The organism is Pseudomonas sp. PA-1-6B, assembly GCF_021609545.1.
GTDB classification, from domain to species: domain Bacteria; phylum Pseudomonadota; class Gammaproteobacteria; order Pseudomonadales; family Pseudomonadaceae; genus Aquipseudomonas; species Aquipseudomonas fluorescens_BV.
The window spans coordinates 1-19,147 of record NZ_WJZM01000048.1 but is presented as its reverse complement, the minus strand read 5'-3'; the positions used below and the strand labels follow the sequence as shown (position 1 = coordinate 19,147).

Here is a 19,147-nt window from a genome sequence, read left to right as displayed (position 1 = left end):
CCTCAATACACCACCAGAACGTTCCTATTCGTCTGCTCATCCATAAGGCATGTGTGCTTTACAAGTGGTGCAAATCGAACGACTTCTGTTGCTGGGTAATCCGTAATGTCTGTCTACGCGCAGGCATTTACTGGGTGATGGCTAAATAGTGGCTCCTTTGAGGATTTGTGTCAATGATTTGGCTTTTTGTCCTTTTTATTTGATGTTCCTCTCAAGGCCTCCATGTTATGACGGTTTGTTGACGTGTGTGGTGGGTATTTCAGAATAATCGAGAATCGATGATGGCTTTTTGGAGTGTAGGAATAAACGTAGGGATTTGCCTGCCAGCGACGAAAAGCTTTTTGATGGCGGTGCATGAGGAAGGGGCACAGCGAACCAGGGCCGGCGTACCGGCTCTGGTGGAGGAGAGGGGCAGCGCTTAGAAGTTGCCTTTGAGGCTCAGCGTAAGGTTACGCGGCTCCCCGTAGAGATTACCCCAGCCTGCTGTACCCACGGTCTGGTAGTAGTTTTTATCGAACAGGTTGTTGCCGTTGAGCGCCACCGTCCAGGTGTCGTCCACCTGATACGCCAGGCGCGCATTCCACAACGCATATCCGGCCTGTTCCAGCTTGATGGTTTGCAAGCGGTAGTTGCTGCTCTGGGCGTTGACCCCAGCGCCGACTGTCCATTTCGAGAGCGCACCGTCCAACTGGTAGTCGCCCCACAAGCGCAGCATATGCCGTGGTACGTAGGTGTTGGACACCGCGCCTTCGGCTGCGCTGTCGATGTTCTTCAGGTTTTTGGTTTGCGTGTAGGTATAGCCGCCGAACACTTGCAGGCGTTCAAGCAATTCGCCGCTCAGCTCGGCCTCGACCCCTTGGGCGCGAACTTTGCCCGTGTCGGTGTAGCAGTAGCCGTCGGAGGAGCTACCGCAGCGGGTCTCGAAATCGGTTTGGGCGGCGTTTTTTTCGATGGCGCGAAACACCGCCAGGGAGCTGTTCAGGCGCCCGTCAAACCATTCGCCCTTGATGCCCAACTCATAGTTCTCCCCCATTTTCGGCTTGAGGGCCGAACCGCTGACCGTGGCGTAGGAGCTTTGTGGCTGGAAGATATCGGCGTAGCTGGTGTACACCGAGAGGTTGTCATTGAGGTCATAGATCAACGCGGCAAACGGCGTGACCACCCCGGTTTCCTTGGTGCGTGCGTCCTGGTCGGCCCACTCGCCCCACGCCAGGTTCAGGGATTTGCGGCGGTTTTCGTACCAGCTCACGCGACTGCCCAGAACCAGCATCAGAGGCTCGGCCAGACGCAGGCGCAAGGTGGCGTAAGCGCCGTATTGGGTGGCGGTTTCGTTGACGGTGCCGCCACGGTACATGTTGGGCCAGAAGGTATCGTCGGCAGGTTCCGGGAAGTGGTGATTGGGGTTGAAAACGCTTTGGCGCTGGGGCAGGTTGCGGATCGCATAGACATCGTCTTGGGTACCACGACTGCCATTGGCGCCGAGGATCAACTCATGTTGCAGGCCAAAGGCTTCAAATTGACCATCGATATAGGCATCCAGGCCGTAGTCTTTGTGGTCGTAGTCCAGCAATGCTGCGTAGCTGGTGAGGGTGGGGGCCGGGTTGCCATAGTCCACGGTGCTTTCGCTGGCAGCGTATTTGATGTCTTGCAGGTTGCGGCTGTGTACGGCGCTGACTTTGAGTTTCCAGGCGTCATTGAAGTGGTGAGTCACATCGGCGAACAGCGTGGTGCGCTGGCTTTGCCAGTCGTTCCAGGCTTGGCCCAGGCAGGTGGAGCGGCTCAGACCGAGGCTTTTGCCGTCGCGGTAACGCGGCAGGCCACTCCAGCACGGCGTGGAATCGACATCCTCATAGCTGGCACCGAAGCCTAAAGTGGTGTCAGGGCTGATATCCATGTCCAGGGCCGCGTAAAACGCCTGGTCCTGGCGCTTTGCAAGGTCCATGTAGGAGCCGCGATTCTGTTGGCTGACCGATGCACGGCCACGCACCGTGCCGCTGTCGTTCAACGGGCCGCCGGTGTCGAACTCGGCGTGGTAGTTATCCCAGGTGCCCGCCGATAGGCCAAGGCTGGTGGTGGGCTTGTCCTGGGGCCGCTTGCGCACGAAGTTCACCGCACCACTGGCCGTGCCGGCACCCTTGAGCATGCCAGCAGCGCCTTTGAGGACTTCTACCCGATCATAGATCGCCATGTTCGCGCTGAAACTGTCGGCCTGTATGTAGTCCTTGCCAATGTCCAGCGGTACTCCATCGAACTGGTACTGGCCGAGCATCTTGAAGCCCCGGGAGTAGAAATACTTGCCGCCCATGGGCGATTCGTAGCTGGTGATCCCCGGGGTGCGCTCCAGCAATTGGTCGATGGTGGTGATGTTCTGGTCATCCATGAGTTTGCGGGTCATCACGCTCACCGATTGCGGCGTTTGTCGCAGGCTGTGTTCGCCCTTGCCGATGGTCACCGCGCCGGTGGTGTAGGAGCCGCTGCCTTCGGTAGTAGCGCCCAGGCGTTCGCCGGTAATGGTGGTGGCGCCCAGGTTCAGGGTCGAGTTGGCGGCCTGTTGGGGCAACAGTAACCAAGCGTTCGGACCCTGGCTTTGAGCTTGCAAGCCCTGGCCTTGAAGCAGTCGGCTCAGGGCCTGTTGTGTTTCCAGAGCGCCGCTCAGCCCAGCACTGCTTTTGCCGGCTACGCTGCCGGCGTCATACGACACGCTGATACCGGCCTGCCGCGCAAATTGATCAAGGGCGCCGGCCAGTGGGCCGGGGGCGATATTCCAAGTGCGCGCCTGGCGTTCGCCGCCGGGTGGCTGGGCACCTGCGCTATACGGCAGGGTACTGGCCGCCAGGCACGCGCCGAGGAGGGTCGCCTTGATGGCGTGCCTGAGAGGTAAACGCAGTGAGGGGAACGCTTGCATGACCGCGGGATGCTCCTGAAGGAAGTGGACAAACCGGCCTGTTGATCGGCCTTTCCTTACAGGTCGAATGGCAATGAGAATTCACCTCATTTATTTTTGGCCGGTCATACCCGAGCGGAGACTGTCACCCAGTAGCGGCTGCGGTAGGTCACATCAATCGCTAGCGATTGAGCCACCAACTTGAGCACCTGGTCGGTGTCGTCCAGTTGGTAAGTGCCCGAAACCCGCAACCCTGCCACGGCTTCGCTGCAACGTACCAACCCATTGCGATAGCGGCCCAGCTCGGCCAGGAAGTCGTCCAGGCGCATGTTGTGGGCGCTGATCACGCCGTCACTCCAGGCCCAGGGGTCCAGGCCGTTGTTGGGGGAAGGGCTAATGCCGCTGCGGTTGAACATCACCTGTTCCCCGGGCTTGATCACCTGGCGTGCGGCGCTGTCATGGCGATCGGCAAACACCGCCACCGCACCCTGTTGCACGGCCAGCAGGGTGCCTTGGGGTTCTTCGCGCACCAGCAAGCGCGTGCCGAGGGCGCGCAGGTAACCGTCGCGGGTATGCACCCATAGCGGGCGGTGGTCGGCGCCGGTATTGATCAATATTTCACCCTGGCGCAGGTTCACCAGCCGTTGTTCGGCGCTGGAGGTAATGTCGACGGCACTGGCGCTGTTGAGCTGGACTTTACTGCCATCCTCCAACGTTACCCAGCGCCGCTCGCCAGTGGCGGTGCGGTAGTCCGCCATCAAGGCGGGCAGGGGCGTGTAGTCGCGGCCCAGCCAGGCTAAACCTGCGGCGCCGGCAAACAGCCCGAGCAGTTTCAGGCTTTCACGACGGCTGATGTGCTGGCGTGCGCCGTCGAGTGCATGGCGACTGACATGCGCCGGCAAGTGGTTGAAATCGTCATTCAGGGTGGCGACCCGTTGCCAGGCTTGTTGATGCGCCTCGCTGGTGTGCAGCCACTGGTCAAAGGCCGCGGTGCTGGCGTCGTCGGCGGTGTTGTAGCGCAGCTTGATCATCCACTGGATGGCCTGGTCGACCAGGTGCGAGTCAGGAGTCGGCATAGCGCAACCGGTAACAGGCGTGCAGCGCCTTGGACAGATCGCGTTCCACCGTGGCCTTGGACACGCCCAGGCGCAAGGCGATCTGCGGGCAGGTCAGGCCGTCCAACTGGGCCAACAGGAACGCCTCGCGTACCCGCGGCTTGAGCTGGTCGAGCAAACGGTCAATGCGCTCCAGGCTGTCGAGGATCAGCCGCTTTGTTTCTTCGCTCGGCACCTCTACTTGCGGGAAGTGCGCCAGGCTCTCCAGGTAGGCGCGTTCCAGTTCGCGGCGCCGGTATTGGTCGATCATCAAGCTGCGCGCGATGCTGCTCAGATACGCGCGCGGCTGCTGCAAAGTCTGTTGCTGACGCGCGTTGAGCAGGCGCACGAAGGTGTCCTGCGCGAGGTCAGCGGCGCGCTCATGGCAGCCCGTGCGCCGGCTCAACCAGCCGCGCAGCCAGGAATGGTGGGCTTGGTAAAGCTGGCCGATGGCAGCAGGGTCCAGTGGGTGATCGCTCGACATGGTCATCCTGGCGCAGCAGGCTTAATTGATAATGTTTCGCATTCTAGACGTTGGTCGTGGCATTCAGCAATCACTCGGTTCGCTGCGTGAGCAATGTATCCAGCACAATTTTTTGTAGGGCCTGCAAACGCCGATTAATCTGGATTTTTTCCAGCGGACGGTTCAACCATGATCAGCCTTGTCACACTCGGTGTTTTTTCCGGCGCTGTGTTGCTGTTGTTGCTGTCACCGGGGCCGAACATGGCGTTTGTCATCAGTCAGGGCGTCACCCATGGCTGGCGCGGCGGCGTGGCCTCGGCCCTGGGCATTGGCGTGGCCGACCTGTTGCTGACAGCGTTGACCGCCATGGGGGTGACGGCGTTGGTCGCCAGTTGGCCACCGGCATTCGATCTGATCCGTTATGCCGGCGTGATTTACCTGCTGTGGCTGGTCTTCAAAACCTTGCAGAAACGCCCCGGCCTGGGCACCGCTCACGTCGGCCGCGTGGCGTTGGGCCGAGTGTTTCTGCAGGCCATGCTCAACAGCTTGCTCAACCCCAAGGCGTTGTTGTTTTTCATGGTGTTCCTGCCGCAGTTTGTGCGGCCCGAGGCGGGGCCTATCGCCTTGCAATTGATGGTGCTGGGCGGTGTGTTGACGTTGATCGCGAGCGTGTTTCATCTGCTGTTGGGCCTGTTTGGCGGAGCGCTCAGCCGCTTTTTCGCCAAACGCACAAAAAGCGCCTGGCTGCAGAAATGGGGCTTGGCGGCCGTGCTGATGGCGTTGGCTGTGCGCTTGGCGGTGATGTCACGTCCTGCCTGAAGCCACGCGGGAAGCCAAGCAAGTTTCTTTGTGGCGAGTGCCCGACAGCCGATGCTCATCTACCTGACACCCCATAATCCAAATGTGGGAGCTGGCTTGCCTGCGATTACGGCCTGACAGCCGACGCTTCTCTACCTGACACTCCACGATCCAATTGTGAGAGCGGGCTTGCTCGCGAAGGCGGCCTGACAGTCGACACAGCTATACCGTGTACATATCCATTCCTGCGGTAACGGCCACCTAGGGTTCCGCTCTGACAGCGGCTCACTTTTGAAAAAAAGCGCAAAAGTAAGCAAAACGCTCTTGCCCCGCCACTCGGCACCTCGCTTGCGTTCGGCCAGCGTGGTTTAACGGGGCGCCCAAGATCAAGAGCGACTCGCTTCGCATCGTGATTACTGTCGGCTACAGCTGGACGGCCGTTGAGCACCGAAATAATCAAAAGGAGTTTCGTACAGCGGTCTAGGACTTACCTCACGTTCAAGCGTTGAAACCGGTTCATTCCCACGGACCTTCCCAGTCGCTGCAAATTCAGCGACCGGACGTGAGAAATCCAAATTCACCCCAACCGCGCAGCCGCCCGCGCAACAATCTCCCCGCGCACTTTGCGTGACTCCACCGTGCGCTTGTTGGCTTCCTCCAGCACATGCCGGGGCGCTGTCTCCGGGTGGCCTGAGTCAAACGGTGGGGCCGGCGCGTATTCGATCTGCAGTTGCACCAGTTGCGCCGCCGCTTCGCTGTACAACTCCGCGGCCAAAGTCAGGGCAAAATCGATGCCGGCGGTGATCCCGCCGCCGGTAAACAGGTTGCCATCACGCACCACACGTTCCTGTACGGGGATGGCACCGAGCGGGGCGAGCAGGTGGTGGTAGGCCCAATGGGTGGTGGCCTTGCGACCGCGCAGCAACCCTGCCGCGCCCAGTACCAGTGAGCCGGTGCACACCGAGGTCATGTAGCGCACTGTCTGGGCCTGGGCCTTGAGGAAGTCCAGGGTTTGCGGGTCTTCCATCAATGGGCCCACACCCGCGCCGCCGGGTACGCAAAGCACATCCAGGTTCGGGCAGTCGGCGTAGGTCATGGTCGGCGTGAACACCAGGCCAGTGCTGGAGGTGATCGGCGCGAGGTCTTTCCACACCAGGTGCAGCTTCACGTCTGGCATCGAACCGAGGACATCATAGGGGCCGGTAAGGTCCAGTTGCTGGATGCCGGGGAACAACAGAAAGCCGATCTGCAAGGTCATGATTCAAGCTCCGAAAAGGAATGGACGTGCTCACTGTAGAAGCCTAGGCTTTGGCGAATACGCCATTGAGCCCACTAATCTCGCCAATCATGCCTAAAATTATTCATGTACTCGCGTTTGAGAATGCCCAGGTACTCGATGTCACCGGGCCTCTACAGGTATTCGCATCGGCTAACGATTTGGCGCGCCAGCATGGTTTGCCATTGCCCTACGCGGTCAACGTCATCGCCGCTCAGGCTGAGCCGGTGATGACGTCCTCCGGCCTGGCGCTGCTGGCTGAGCCGCTGCCCGCCATTGACCAGCCCTGCGACACCCTGGTGATCGCCGGTGGCTGGGGCGTGTACGGCGCTGCCGAGGACCCGGCGCTGGTGCAATGGGTGCGCGATAAATCCCATTACACCCGGCGCATGGCTTCGGTTTGCACCGGGGCTTTTCTGCTGGCCGCCAGTGGTTTGCTCGATGGCTGCCGCGTGGCCACGCACTGGACGCGCTGTGAAGAACTGGCGCGCAAGTTCCCTGCGCTCACGGTGGAGGCCAATCCGATTTTCATCCAGCAAGGTGCGGTGTGGACGTCTGCTGGTGTGACTGCCGGGATCGACCTGTGCCTGGCCCTGGTAGAGGATGACCTGGGGCGTGAGATTGCCCTGGAGGTGGCGCGCCACTTGGTGGTGTTCCTCAAGCGCCCTGGCGGTCAGTCGCAATTCAGCGTGACGTTATCCCTGCAAAAGAGCGACAGCCGTTTTGCCGAGCTGCATGCCTGGATCGCCGATCACCTGACGCTGGATCTGAGCATCGCCACCCTGGCGGCCCAGGCTGGCATGAGCGAGCGCAGCTTTGTACGCCACTACCGCACCGAGACTGGCCAAACCCCGGCGCGGGCTGTGGAACTGATTCGCGTCGAAAACGCACGCCGGCAACTGGCAGATAGCACAACCTCCATCAAGCGTATCGCCATGCAATGTGGTTTTGGCTGTGAAGAGACTTTGCGCCGCAGCTTTCTAAGGGCTTTGTCGGTGACGCCCCAGGCTTATCGAGAGCGTTTTTCACCGCTCCAGTAGTTCCAGCAAAGCTTGAAGCGTGACCTGAGGCGCTTCCTGGAAAACGTTATGACCCACGCCGGGCAACACCTGGCGGCGATAAAAACCGCTGAAGTGCTCCACGTCATCATCCTCCAGCGACGGTGGGCCCACGCCATCGTCGGCCCCGCACAGCGAAATGCTCGGTACTGATATCGGCGGTTGCGGCACCAGCGCCTGCTCGATGTATTCCAGCGCGGGATCACCCGGCGCATACATGAAGCGATGGCGATAGGAGTGAATCACCACCTCGACAAAATCCGGGTTATCAAACGACGGCGCGGTCAGGGCGTAGCGGCTTGGCCCTTCGGCCCAGGACGGTGACCACAGCGTCCAGAGCAATTGGCAGAGTTCACGCCGGTTGGCCGTCAACCCGTCGACCCCGCGCTGGGTGTGAAAGTAGTACTGATACCAGAGCCGGTGCTCTGTCTCAGGTGGCCTGGGCTTGAGCGACTGGCTGATGGCCTGGATGTTGTAGCCATCGCCGGTCACCAGGCCGCGCACCCGCTGCGGCCATAGCGCCGCTACAATACAGGCGGCGCGCCCACCCCAGTCAAAGCCGGCGAGGGTGGCTTGCGGGATCGACAACGCATCCATGAAGTCGAGCAAGTCCTTGGCCAGCGCTGCCTGTTGGCCAGAGCGCATCACTTGCGTGTTGATAAATCGCGTCGGGCCATAACCGCGTAAATACGGGACCAATACCCGATAACCACGTTCAGCCAGCACCGGCGCGATGTCGTCGTAGCCCCGTGGGTCGTAGGGGAAGCCATGCAACAGGATCACCGGTTCGCCATCGAGGGGGCCGTGGGTTTCGTAAGCCACATCAAGCAGGGTTGTGCGCACATACAGCAGCGGGGCGGGGGACGTCAGGGTTGCCATACGGTTTTCTCCCCGCTGAGTTTGCGGTCCAGGAACGTTGCCGCACTGATCAATGCCAAGTGGCTCAAGGCCTGGGGCGTGTTGCCCAGGTGCCGGGCCTGGCTGTCGAACTCTTCGGCGTACAACCCCAGCGGGTTGGCGTAACGCAGCAACTGTTCGAATTCCAGATGGGCTTTTTCGACTTGCCCGGCGCGCGCGAGGCATTCGACGTACCAGAACGAACAGGCGGCAAACGCGCCTTCGACGCCTTGCAGCCCATCGATCTGGCTGTCGTCATTGCGGTAGCGGTAGACCATGCCGTCGCGCACCAGGCTTTTCTGGATCGCTTCCAGTGTCGTGAGCCAGCGCGGGTCCGTGGCGGCGACAAAGCGCACCAGCGGCATCAACAGCATCGAGCCGTCGAGGGCGGTGCTGCCGATATGCTGCACAAAATGCCCGCGTTCTTCGTTCCAGAAGTTAGTCCAGATGTCGGCGTAGATCGCCTGGCGCGTCTGGTCCCAGCGTGCGAACGGGGCCGGCAGCGAACGTTTGGAGGCCAGGCGAATGGCACGGTCCAGGGCCACCCAGCACATCAGGCGTGAGTGCAGGAAGTGGTGCTGCTCACCGCGCATTTCCCAGATGCCCACGTCTTTGTGGTTCCAGATCTCACACACTTGGTCGACCACTTCCACCGTGTGTTTCCAGCCTTGGTGGGAGATGGCTTCGCCGTACTTGTTGACCAGATAAACCGCGTCCATCAGTTCGCCGTAGATATCCAGCTGGATCTGGTCGAACGCTTCGTTGCCCACCCGCACCGGTTGGGCGCCGCCGTGGCCGCTCAAGTGGTCGAGGGTGGTTTCCGGCAGTTCCTGGCGACCGTCGATGCCGTACAGGATGTTGATCTTGGTCGGCTGGCCGCAGCAGTCGCTGACCCGGCCCCTGAGCCAGCGCATATAGGCGTTGGCTTCCTCGACGAAACCCAGGCGCATGAACGCATAGACGGTGAACGAGGCATCGCGGATCCAGGTATAGCGGTAGTCCCAGTTGCGTTCGCCGCCGGGCGTTTCCGGCAGCCCGAACGTGGCCGCGGCGATGATGGCGCCGTGTTTGCGCGAGGTCAGGAGTTTCAGCGCCAGGGCCGAGCGGTTGACCATCTCGCGCCAGCGTCCGCGATAGTTGGACTGGCTGATCCAACCGCGCCAGAACTTCAAGGTGCGCTCCAGGTAGAGGTCGGTACAGTCGTTGGTGACGCGCGCATCCTCCTGGCCACCGAGGACAAATTCGGCGCCTTCATCCTGGGCGAGGGTAAAGGTGGCGATGGCGGTATTGCCTTGGAGGGTCAGCGGCTGGCTGCCAATCAGGCGCATGCCGGGCTGGCCGCTGGCGGTGAACACCACGCTGGCAGCCTCGGCCTTCGCCTCGGTGGGGGCCCGGGCATAGTCGTGGCGCACGGCGCAGCTCAGGTGGATAGTCGCCTTGCCACTGACCACCCGTACCCGCCTGATCAGCAAGGGCAGTTCATCGACGTTTTCGCTGACGGTCAGCAGGTCGGTGATCTCCACCACCGCTTCATCGCTCAGCCAGCGAGTCTGCAGCACATTGGTGTCGGGCAGGTAGATCTGCTCGCGGCGGGCGTTGGGTAGGTCCGGGGTAAGCTGGAACGTGCCGGCCTCGGGCGTGTCGAGCAGTGCGCAAAACACCGAAGGGCTGTCGAATTCCGGCCAGCAGAAGAAGTCGATGCTACCGCGGTCGTTCACCAGTGCCGCGCTGCGCATGTCGCCAATGATCCCGTGGGCATCAATGGCGCTTTGAGGTTCGTTCTTGAAATCAACCATTGCCACGGAACTCCGGGTAGAGGCTCATACCGCCATCGATGAACAAGGTGCTGCCAACCACATAATCAGAGGCATCGCTGGCCAGCCAAACCACCGCATTGGCCACATCCTCCACATCACCGACGCGGCCATAAGGAATCAATTCAAGCAGCTCTTTTTCTGCCGCGCCTTCGGTGGTCGCACGGTTGATCGCCGTACGAATCGCCCCCGGTGCGATACCGTTGATACGGATGCGCTGTTCGCTGACTTCCTGGGCGAGGGTGCGCATCAGCATCTCCACGCCGCCCTTGGACGCGGCGTAATTCACATGCCCGGCCCAGGGGATGACTTGATGCACCGAACTCATATGGATGATTTTGCCGGCGGCTCGTGACACACCTTCGCGAATACCCTGGTGATTGAAGATACGCACCGCCGCGCGCGCGCAGAGGAACTGCCCGGTGAGGTTGACGCCAATCACCGTGTTCCAATCCTCAAGGGTCATATCGACCAGATTGGCGTCTTTTTGCAGGCCGGAGTTGGCCACCAGAATATCCAGATGGCCGAAGGCGTCGAGGGTTTGCTCGAACAGGCGTTCGACATCGGCCTCCTTGGACACATCGCCGCCAATCGCAAGCGCTCGGCCGCCGTTGGCATTGATCTGCGCGGCGAGGGCCTCAGCCGGTGCCGCCTGGGAGTTGTAGTTGAGCACCACCGCCGCGCCTGCCGCGGCCAGGGCTTTGGCCGCGCCCGCGCCAATGCCGGAACTGGCCCCGGTGACCAGGGCCACTTGTTGCTGCAAGGAAATCTGCATCGCCCACCCACCGTTTTATGAGAGTCCTTCTTGCTGACTGGCGGCTGGGAGCGGAAGTTCACCCCCTGGCGCTTACGCCCAACTCGGGCAAAGCGCGACTTTATCGTATGATGCTGAAAACAAAGGGCAATACAGGAAGCGATGGAATGCATGCGTGGGCCGATACCCGATGGATGAAACTATTACTCAGCGGCGTAGTGGCCGCTTTATCACTGGCTCAGACAGCCTTGTGCGTCGCGGAAAACAGCAATGGTAAAGCGCTGTATCTACAGCGCTGTGCTGTGTGCCACGGGCCCGATATCAAAGGCACGGGCCCATTGGCAAAAAAAAGTAATCCGCCAACCCCCGACCTGACAACTGCCACCTTCAAGAAACGACTCCATGATTATCCGGGCGTTATCGTCTCCTCGGTCATCCTTCGCCCCAATGGCAACCTGATCCCCAAGACGCTGCAAGACAATGGCGTAAAGATCGCGCCACATGCCTGGAGCGTTAAAGACTTTCGCGATTTGCATCAATACATGAGTGAGATCATTTCAAACAAATAGTGGGGGGCGATGAGCTGCAATTGCCCTGCTTAATAGGAAGCATTACTATTCACGCCCCGCCTCCCCAGTGCTCTCGCGATGACTCCTCAGCCGCCCCGCAGAACAGGCTTTTTCGAGCACTACGAAGAGTTGATCGGCACCTGGACGCGCCGCCTGAGAAACCGTCAGCAAGCCGAAGACCTGGCGCACGACACCTTCGTGCGGGTGCTTGAGTCCGCTGCCTGCGAGGTGGCGCAACCGCGCGCTTACCTGCATCAAACCGCGCGCAATATTGCGGTGGATGCCTACCGCCGCGAAGACCGCCGCGAGGCGTTGACGTTGCAGGCGGCTGATCACAGCACGCCTCACAGTAGCGACCCGGAGCATTACATGCATGCCATCCAGTTGGCCGACGCCATCGAGCGGGCGCTGGCCGAGTTGCCGCTCAACTGTCGCAGGATTTTCATCTGGCAAAAGATCGAAGGGCTCACCCAGCAGGAAATCGCCACACGCCTGGGGCTGTCTAAAAACATGGTGGAAAAGTATATGATCCGCACCCTGCGGCATCTGCGTGATCGTCTGGATGCGAGCGCGCCATGACCGGCTTTGAAACAGGATCTTCCACGATGGATAACCGTGTCCGTGATGAGGCCGCGCAGTGGTTTGTACGCCTGCAAGACGGCCCATTGAGCGCCCAGGAACGTCAATGTTTCGATGCCTGGCGCAGGTCGCAGCCCGCGCATCAGTACGAAATCGATGTGCTGCAAGGGCTATGGAGTGCGACGGATTTGCTGCCCAAGGCCCGCTTGCAGGCGCTGGGCGATGCGCCGACCGAGCGCCTTGGACGGCGTGCGCTGCTGCGTTATGCCGTGGCCGCCAGTGTGGTCGCCGTTGCAGTGGGCCTGGGTGCGTACAGCGGGCTGGGGCAGCCAAAGCCCTACAATGCCGAATTCAGCACGCGGTTAGGCGAACATCGTCAGGTGACCTTGCCTGACGGTTCCGTGATGGACCTCAACAGCCGCAGCGTGGTCGCGGTTCACTACGAAAAGGGCCGTCGGGGCGTGGAGCTCAAGCAGGGCGAGGCGATGTTCAGCGTGCAGCATGACGCCGGGCGCCCGTTTGTAGTCGCAGCCGGGGCAGGGCAGGTGACCGTCACCGGCACGCGCTTTGATGTACGTCGGGAGGCGGACCAGACCCGCGTGGCGGTCGAAGCCGGCACGGTCAAGGTGCAGGGCCGGGCATCCGATCACATCGTCACGCTCACCGCCGGGCGTGGCACCCATGTCGATCCCCAAGGCCAAGTGGCGGCGGCCTACGCGGTGAACCCTGAAGAACTGACCGCGTGGCGCAACGGTAAACTGGTGTTCAACAACGCCACCCTGGTCGACGTGGCACGGGAAGTGTCGCGCTACCGCGAGCAACCGCTGCGTGTCGGTACGGCAGCGGTGGGCAATCTGCGCTTGACCAGTGTCTTCAACTCCAGCGATACCGATGCCTTGCTCAAGGCCTTGCCTCACATCCTGCCGGTCGCCTTGCGCACTTTGCCGGACGGTAGCCAGGAAATTATTTCGCGCTGACATTCAGGTTTTTTTCGAGTTCTTCGTCTTCTCCTGCAACTGCAACTGGTTTGCATTAACGGCCGCGCATGCTTGCGATCACAGGACTAGGTTCGACGTGAAAAAACTTGCCCCCCACAACAATAAAATTTCCCGCTGGGCGCCCTTGGCCCTGGCCGTTGCCATCAGTACCGCACAGGCTGCCGAGGGTATCCACATTCGTGCGCAATCCCTCGGCGCAGCCTTGAGCCAATTGGGCCAGCAGACCTCGCTGCAAGTGTTCTTCAGCCCCGATATGGTTGCCGGCAAGCAAGCTCCTGCGGTCGATGGCAACCTCTCGCCCGAACAAGCCCTGCGGCAATTACTGCAAGGCAGTGGCCTGGATTACCAGATCGACGCCGGCTCCGTGACCTTGCGTCCGGTGAGCCGCGGCACCGGTGAAGCGGGCTCACCGCTGGAACTGGGGGTCACCGATATCAAGGTGGTGGGCGACTGGCTTGCCGACGCCGATGCCGAAGTGGTGCAGAACCATCCCGGCGCACGCACCGTCATTCGACGCGAAGCCATGGTAGAGCAGGGCGCGATGAACATCGGTGACGTCCTGCGCCGCGTGCCTGGCGTGCAAGTGCAGGAATCCAACGGCACCGGTGGCAGTGATATTTCCCTCAACGTCGGCGTACGCGGCCTGACCTCGCGCCTGTCACCGCGCTCCACCGTGCTGATTGACGGCGTACCGGCTGCGTTCGCTCCCTATGGCCAGCCACAGCTGTCGATGGCGCCGATTTCTGCCGGTAACCTGGAAAGTATCGACGTTGTCCGCGGTGCGGGTTCAGTGCGTTATGGGCCACAGAACGTCGGCGGCGTGATCAACTTCGTAACCCGTGCGATCCCGCAAGACTTCTCCGGGGAAGTCGGCACCACCCTGCAAACGTCTGCCCACGGTGGCTGGAAGCACGTAGAGAATGCCTTCATCGGCGGCACGGCCGACAACGGTATCGGTGCCGCGCTGCTGTACTCCGGGGTCAACGGCAACGGTTACCGAAACAGCAACAACGGCAACGACATCGATGATGTGATCTTCAAAACCCACTGGGCGCCGACCGATCAAGACGATTTCTCGCTGAACTTCCACTATTACGATGCCAGCGCCGCTATGCCCGGCGGCCTGACCCAGAAGCAGTTCGATGCCAACCCGTACCAATCGGTGCGTGACTGGGACAACTTCAGCGGGCGCCGCAAGGACGTGTCGTTCAAGTACATCCGCCAGATCGACGACCGCACCCAGGCCGAAGTGCTGACTTACTATTCCGACAGTTTCCGTGGCAGCAACATTGCCAACCGCGATCTCAAGACCCTCAGCTCCTACCCGCGCACCTACTACACCTTCGGCATCGAGCCGCGTGTGTCCCATGTGTTTGACCTGGGGCCCAGTACCCAGGAAGTCAGTGTGGGTTATCGCTACCTCAAAGAAGGCATGCACGAGGAGGCCACCAGCCTGAACCTGGTCAACAACGTACCGACGCCGGGCGGGCAGAGCGACGGTCACGTGTATCAGGACCGCACGGGGGGCACTGAAGCCAACGCCTTCTATATCGATAACAAAATCGATATTGGCAAATGGACCATCACCCCGGGCATTCGCTTTGAAGATATCCGTACCGAATGGCATGACCGCCCGGTCGTTGCCCTGAACGGCAAGCGTACCGAGGAAAAACGCCGCGAGGTCCACAACAACGAACCGCTGCCGGCACTGAGCGTGATGTACCACGTGTCTGACGCCTGGAAACTGTTCGCCAACTACGAAACCTCCTTCGGCAGCCTGCAGTATTTCCAACTCGGCCAGGGCGGTACCGGCGACCAGACGGCCAACGGCCTGAACCCGGAAAAGGCCAAGACCTACGAGGTCGGTACGCGCTACAACGACAGCATCTGGGGCGGCGAAGTGACGCTGTTCTACATCGACTTCTCGGATGAACTGCAATACGTCAGCAATGACGTGGGCTGGACCAACCTCGGCGCCACCAAGCACAGCGGCATCGAAGCATCAGCCCATTACGACCTGTCCAACCTCGACCCGCGCCTCGACGGCCTGACCGCCAACGCGGGCTTCACCTACACCAAGGCCACCTCCGAAGGTGATGTACCGTTCAAGGGCCGTGACCTGCCACTGTATTCCCGCCAAGTGGCGACCCTGGGCCTGCGTTACGATGTCAACCACTGGACCCACAACCTGGACGTCTATGCCCAGTCCGGCCAGCGTGCGCCCGGCACCGGCACCACCTATATCACCCAAGGCTCTGCTGATGGCCAATACGGTGATATCCCCGGGTATGTCTCGGTCAACCTGCGCAGCGGCTACGACTTTGGCGCGCAACTGTCGAACCTGAAACTGGGCGTGGGCGTGAAGAATGTCTTCGACCAGCAGCATTACACACGCTCTAGCGACAACAATGCAGGGTTGTACCTGGGTGAGCCTCGCACGTTCTTCCTACAGGCAAGCGTAGGGTTTTGAGCTTTAGCCGATGAAGAAAAATCGCGATCTCAAAGGTCGCGATTTTTTTTTGGCCCGGGGCCAGGGGCACCGCCCATTCATCGCGAGAAGATCGCCGCTATCCAAGCGTTCCTACACCTTGATCACATATTGTTGCTGGATCAGGAACTGATTCCGACGCAAAACCACACATGGGAAAGCTGATGGGCTTCGACATTGCGTTGGAGCGACAAGCTGAAAATCGCCCACTGTCATGGAGAAACTTATGTCGGTATCGATGTTGGATACACCCGTCTCTGCTTCAGCAACGTCTGACCTTCCACCGGCCAAGGTCGACATCAAAGTCGCTAACGAGGCTGCGGCTGCGCGTTCTTTCAATGGCCAGAATGCTGCCCATGTTAATTTCCAATCCAGGGAGAACAAGGATGGGCCGGTATTTGGTAGTCCTCAGGTGCCGACCACCGCGGCTGACGCGCATGGGCGTCACCACAGCCCGCAGGGGGCGCAGAGTTTGCTGAGCCAATTCAAGCAGTGGGTCGGTCATTGCTTCAGCGGACATCGGCCGCCCACGCATCCTGGTTGTGAACATCGGCCGCCAAGGCCGAACCCAGGCTGCAGCAACCCGCCCCCCAGACCGAATCCTATTGAGAGCAATCCTCCACCACGACCGGACCCCACCGCAGGTCGACCGTGTCCGCCCGCCCCCGGCAGGCCGGATCCGCAGTACGCGTTGAAGAACCGCGAAGAGTTGGCCCAACAACTGCTCGACAGCTTCAATGCCTTCAGAGACCCGAAGAAGCCTGGCTACGTCAGCGTTGACAGCATTCTTGCGATGGCGAAAAGAGGGTGGTCACCTAACCCCGTCATGAACGAGAACATCCGCCTGGCCAATGAGCTGCTACGACGCCCGGAACTGATGGCAGCGATGGATCGGCACAGTTCCACCGGCGCCCTGGATGGTCTTATCGACCGGCAAAAACTGAATATGGTGATCAAAGGAGAAAACTACTTCAAGTACAAGACTGACAAGGAACTGGCCGGTGAGCTGCTTGATCATTTCGACGAGTTGAAGAAAAGGAGCGGGGGCTCAAGCCTGAAAATCAGCGAGCTGAAAGAGTGGGCGCGCAAGCCGCTCAGTGGCGATGCAGCCAAGGACCATCTGATTCAGTTATCCCAGGAAATACTCACGCGCAGTGACGTGCTCGAAAAAATGGATAACCACTTCAGTAAATACGGCGATGGGAAGATCAGCCGTAGAGGGTTGTACTCGTTGTCCCGCTGACCGCTCTTGCGGCGCCACCTTTTTGAGGTGGCGCCAGTTTTATATGTTTCAAGGAACGAATTATTCCCGGTTGCCACATAGGTGGTACCTGCGGTAGTGATTTGGCATGCCGTTTTTTCAGCTTTCGAATGAGGGAAACATATGACTTCAACCTCGTTTAATTCCCCCAAACCTGGCCCTCTCGACCTTTTGCACAACACCCAGCAAGCGAGTCTGGCAATGCCAGAGGAGTGCGCAGCGTCGCAAAGTCTTCCCTTTGAGTCGACCGAATATGAGGCCGAGGCGCGGCGCATGAAGGCTTATGCCGGCGAGCGCAAATTCCAGGCGCCCGTTTCGGATGATTTTTCCCGGGGCCTGCTGGCGGAGTTGCAGACGCCGGGGGCCGGTGGCGATTCATTGAAAGACACCGGCTTGATCAACAGCCTGGCAGGCTGGTGGCGTAGGCGAAAGCTGGATGAGGGTGGTTGACCACGGTTTTACATATTGTCATTGGTATTAGCCTTTTACTCGGAACTGTCGAGCCCATCCAACCACACATGAGGTACCTGCCTGAGGAGAGTCTATTCGTTGATTTTGCCCATCACGGCACAGACCACCCAGCGGATATGCATCTGAAAAGAGTTGGAGAAAACCCATGACAATTAAGGGTGCAGTACCTTCCGGCCGGCCGCTTCCTCCCGACAGGCTGGCCGCACAATCAACCACTCCACCACCGGTCTGCCAATCTGAAACCTGGTATGAAGCCCCGTCCGCGCCCTCGGCTGGAGGCTCGCACAAACCCTTTCTCTTGCGTGGGACCTTATCCGCTCTGCGCTATCGAGACTTGCAGAACTCCCCTGTTGAGCGGGCCAGTGGTTCCCTGCCGAGTGCGACTACAAAGGATAGCCAGTTGGCAAAGGCCTTGGAAAAATCCTTCGGCGTGGTGCACCCGTTCCTGAATGACGGGCGCTTGACTTGGACGTCCATGCAGCGGATCGCTGCTCAACCGACGGGTGAAAACGAGGTGTTGGACAACGCGATCCAGGTCGTCAGAGAAATTCTCAAACGGCCTCGGCTAAGCGACGCTATCTTCAGCCGTGATGGCGATATCACACGTGACAGCCTCCGTACTGCTGCCCAGACCTTGCAGGGCAACAGCTCTCCAAGTGTTTTCAGCCAGGATCCGTTTCATGCTCAAAGCAATGCACAGGTGGTGCAAGCGCTGCAAAGCCAGTTTGCGCACCTGCGAGACGAGACCATGGATCGAACCTATCTCTTTGAAACGCATCAGTACGTTGAAATAGCCAAGCTTCGGTCGGTAATGCAAGACCCGTATGAGGTAGATCAACACGGCGCGCCTGTGCTGGATACGTCTACAGGCATGCCCAGGTCCCAATACAGCGAGCTCAGTGTCTACACAGCGAAGAATATTCTTGACCGTCCGGGTTTGCTGTCGTCATTACAGCGAGCCAATGGCACACGACTGTTTGGCCCGCCTCACAAGGACGGTTGGCTCAGCAACAAAAGCCTCGAACGTTGGCGGGAGCAGGACGATGCTCGCAAAGCGCGTTGAAGCTTGGACTTATACCTTGAGGATTTTTCCACTGATGGCTACTGCAGCCAGCAATACCGCGATCAGGATGAACGCAGTACTCAAGCTGCTGCCATGGGCGATAAAGCCAATCATGGCGGGGCCGGCGAGAATCCCGGCGTAGCCCAATGTGGTGATGGCAGGCACTGCAATATGCTCTGGCATCACCGTTTGCTTACCCACGGCGGTATACAGTACCGGTACGATATTCGAACACCCTGCACCCACCAGCGCGTAGCCGAGCAGCGCCGTTTCCCACGCTGGCAATAGGGTCGCGAGGAGCAAGCCGGCACAGGCCAGCGCGCCACCGAGCACGATTACGCGAGTGGGCCCCAGGCGTCGAACAATGGCATCGCCGGTCAGGCGTCCAGCAGTCATGGTCAAGGCAAATGCCGCGTACCCCAGGCCGGCGTAAGCCTCATCCAGGCCGCGCTCGGCGCTGAGGAACACAGCACTCCAATCCAGCACGGCACCTTCAGCCAGGAATACGATGAAACACAGGCAACCGATAAACAACACCACGCCATGGGGCACTGCAAATGCCGGTCCCGAGCTTTTGCTGCCATAAGGCAACAAATGCGGTGCGGCTTTCAACAGCGCCGCCACCGTGATAACGACGACCACCAGAGTCGCCTGCAATGGCGACAGGCCCAGCCCCAGCA

At 60.2% G+C, this 19,147-nt stretch carries 17 protein-coding genes; 9 read left to right on the top strand and 8 right to left on the bottom strand.

The annotated features are described in order from the left end of the window. Positions 1-418: 418 nt before the first annotated feature. The 3 genes from GIV35_RS20410 to GIV35_RS20400 form a co-directional block, all read right to left on the bottom strand. Positions 419-2,905, bottom strand: a complete 2,487-nt coding sequence (locus GIV35_RS20410; protein WP_198716648.1) for a TonB-dependent siderophore receptor — start codon at positions 2,903-2,905, stop codon at positions 419-421. Between the two features lie 104 nt (positions 2,906-3,009). Next, positions 3,010-3,960, bottom strand: a complete 951-nt coding sequence (locus tag GIV35_RS20405) for a FecR domain-containing protein (RefSeq protein ID WP_236264954.1) — start codon at positions 3,958-3,960, stop codon at positions 3,010-3,012. Beyond that, positions 3,947-4,462: a sigma-70 family RNA polymerase sigma factor gene (locus GIV35_RS20400; RefSeq protein WP_034125829.1), complete on the bottom strand. Its 516-nt coding sequence runs from the start codon at positions 4,460-4,462 to the stop codon at positions 3,947-3,949. Before GIV35_RS20400 ends, GIV35_RS20405 begins: the two co-directional genes overlap by 14 nt. Positions 4,463-4,630: 168 nt before the next feature. On the opposite strand from GIV35_RS20400, the gene GIV35_RS20395 reads away from it, so the two are divergent. Beyond that, positions 4,631-5,260: a LysE family translocator gene (locus GIV35_RS20395; protein ID WP_213153807.1), complete on the top strand. Its 630-nt coding sequence runs from the start codon at positions 4,631-4,633 to the stop codon at positions 5,258-5,260. Positions 5,261-5,816: 556 nt separating this feature from the next. Here the strand turns inward: GIV35_RS20395 and inhA are convergent. Further along, on the bottom strand, positions 5,817-6,497 hold the full coding sequence (gene inhA, locus GIV35_RS20390) for an isonitrile hydratase (RefSeq protein ID WP_213153806.1): 681 nt from the start codon (positions 6,495-6,497) through the stop codon (positions 5,817-5,819). 89 nt (positions 6,498-6,586) lie between these two features. Here inhA and GIV35_RS20385 point away from each other — a divergent pair, with 89 nt between their 5' ends. Further along, a complete protein-coding gene (locus GIV35_RS20385) occupies positions 6,587-7,555 on the top strand; it encodes a GlxA family transcriptional regulator (RefSeq protein ID WP_236264952.1) in 969 nt (322 codons plus the stop codon). On the opposite strand, the gene GIV35_RS20380 is transcribed toward GIV35_RS20385, so the two are convergent. The 3 genes from GIV35_RS20380 to GIV35_RS20370 are packed head-to-tail and all read right to left on the bottom strand — an operon-like array spanning position 7,541 to position 11,059. Then, the gene (locus GIV35_RS20380; RefSeq protein ID WP_198716652.1) at positions 7,541-8,452 is read right to left on the bottom strand and encodes an alpha/beta fold hydrolase; all 912 of its coding nucleotides are present in this window, start codon (positions 8,450-8,452) and stop codon (positions 7,541-7,543) included. The two genes, GIV35_RS20385 and GIV35_RS20380, sit on opposite strands and share 15 nt — an antisense overlap. After that, on the bottom strand, positions 8,440-10,266 hold the full coding sequence (locus tag GIV35_RS20375) for a glycoside hydrolase family 15 protein (RefSeq protein WP_236304262.1): 1,827 nt from the start codon (positions 10,264-10,266) through the stop codon (positions 8,440-8,442). The genes GIV35_RS20380 and GIV35_RS20375 overlap by 13 nt, the downstream gene beginning before the upstream one ends. Further along, positions 10,259-11,059, bottom strand: a complete 801-nt coding sequence (locus GIV35_RS20370; protein WP_236265444.1) for a glucose 1-dehydrogenase — start codon at positions 11,057-11,059, stop codon at positions 10,259-10,261. The genes GIV35_RS20375 and GIV35_RS20370 overlap by 8 nt, the downstream gene beginning before the upstream one ends. A 146-nt stretch (positions 11,060-11,205) precedes the next feature. On the opposite strand from GIV35_RS20370, the gene GIV35_RS20365 reads away from it, so the two are divergent. From GIV35_RS20365 to GIV35_RS20335, 7 genes are all read left to right on the top strand, one after another. After that, entirely contained in the window at positions 11,206-11,607 is a 402-nt protein-coding gene (locus GIV35_RS20365) for a c-type cytochrome (RefSeq protein ID WP_200648084.1), read from the top strand. A gap of 78 nt (positions 11,608-11,685) precedes the next feature. After that, positions 11,686-12,186, top strand: coding sequence for a sigma-70 family RNA polymerase sigma factor (locus GIV35_RS20360; RefSeq protein WP_054898227.1), 501 nt, complete (start codon positions 11,686-11,688; stop codon positions 12,184-12,186). Between the two features lie 26 nt (positions 12,187-12,212). Beyond that, positions 12,213-13,163 (top strand): FecR family protein, encoded by a 951-nt coding sequence (locus GIV35_RS20355; protein WP_223024493.1) that lies wholly within the window; start codon positions 12,213-12,215, stop codon positions 13,161-13,163. Positions 13,164-13,260: 97 nt separating this feature from the next. After that, positions 13,261-15,654, top strand: coding sequence for a TonB-dependent siderophore receptor (locus GIV35_RS20350; protein WP_223024494.1), 2,394 nt, complete (start codon positions 13,261-13,263; stop codon positions 15,652-15,654). Positions 15,655-15,898: 244 nt separating this feature from the next. Next, positions 15,899-16,915: a type III secretion effector protein gene (locus tag GIV35_RS20345; protein ID WP_223024495.1), complete on the top strand. Its 1,017-nt coding sequence runs from the start codon at positions 15,899-15,901 to the stop codon at positions 16,913-16,915. 219 nt (positions 16,916-17,134) lie between these two features. Beyond that, the gene (locus tag GIV35_RS20340; RefSeq protein ID WP_229999849.1) at positions 17,135-17,383 is read left to right on the top strand and encodes a type III secretion protein; all 249 of its coding nucleotides are present in this window, start codon (positions 17,135-17,137) and stop codon (positions 17,381-17,383) included. A gap of 421 nt (positions 17,384-17,804) precedes the next feature. Beyond that, on the top strand, positions 17,805-18,467 hold the full coding sequence (locus GIV35_RS20335; protein ID WP_233475384.1) for a type III secretion effector protein: 663 nt from the start codon (positions 17,805-17,807) through the stop codon (positions 18,465-18,467). A 9-nt stretch (positions 18,468-18,476) separates the two neighbouring features. On the opposite strand, the gene GIV35_RS20330 is transcribed toward GIV35_RS20335, so the two are convergent. Then, on the bottom strand, positions 18,477-19,147 hold a 671-nt coding region (locus GIV35_RS20330; protein WP_329609911.1), incomplete at its 5' end, for an MFS transporter.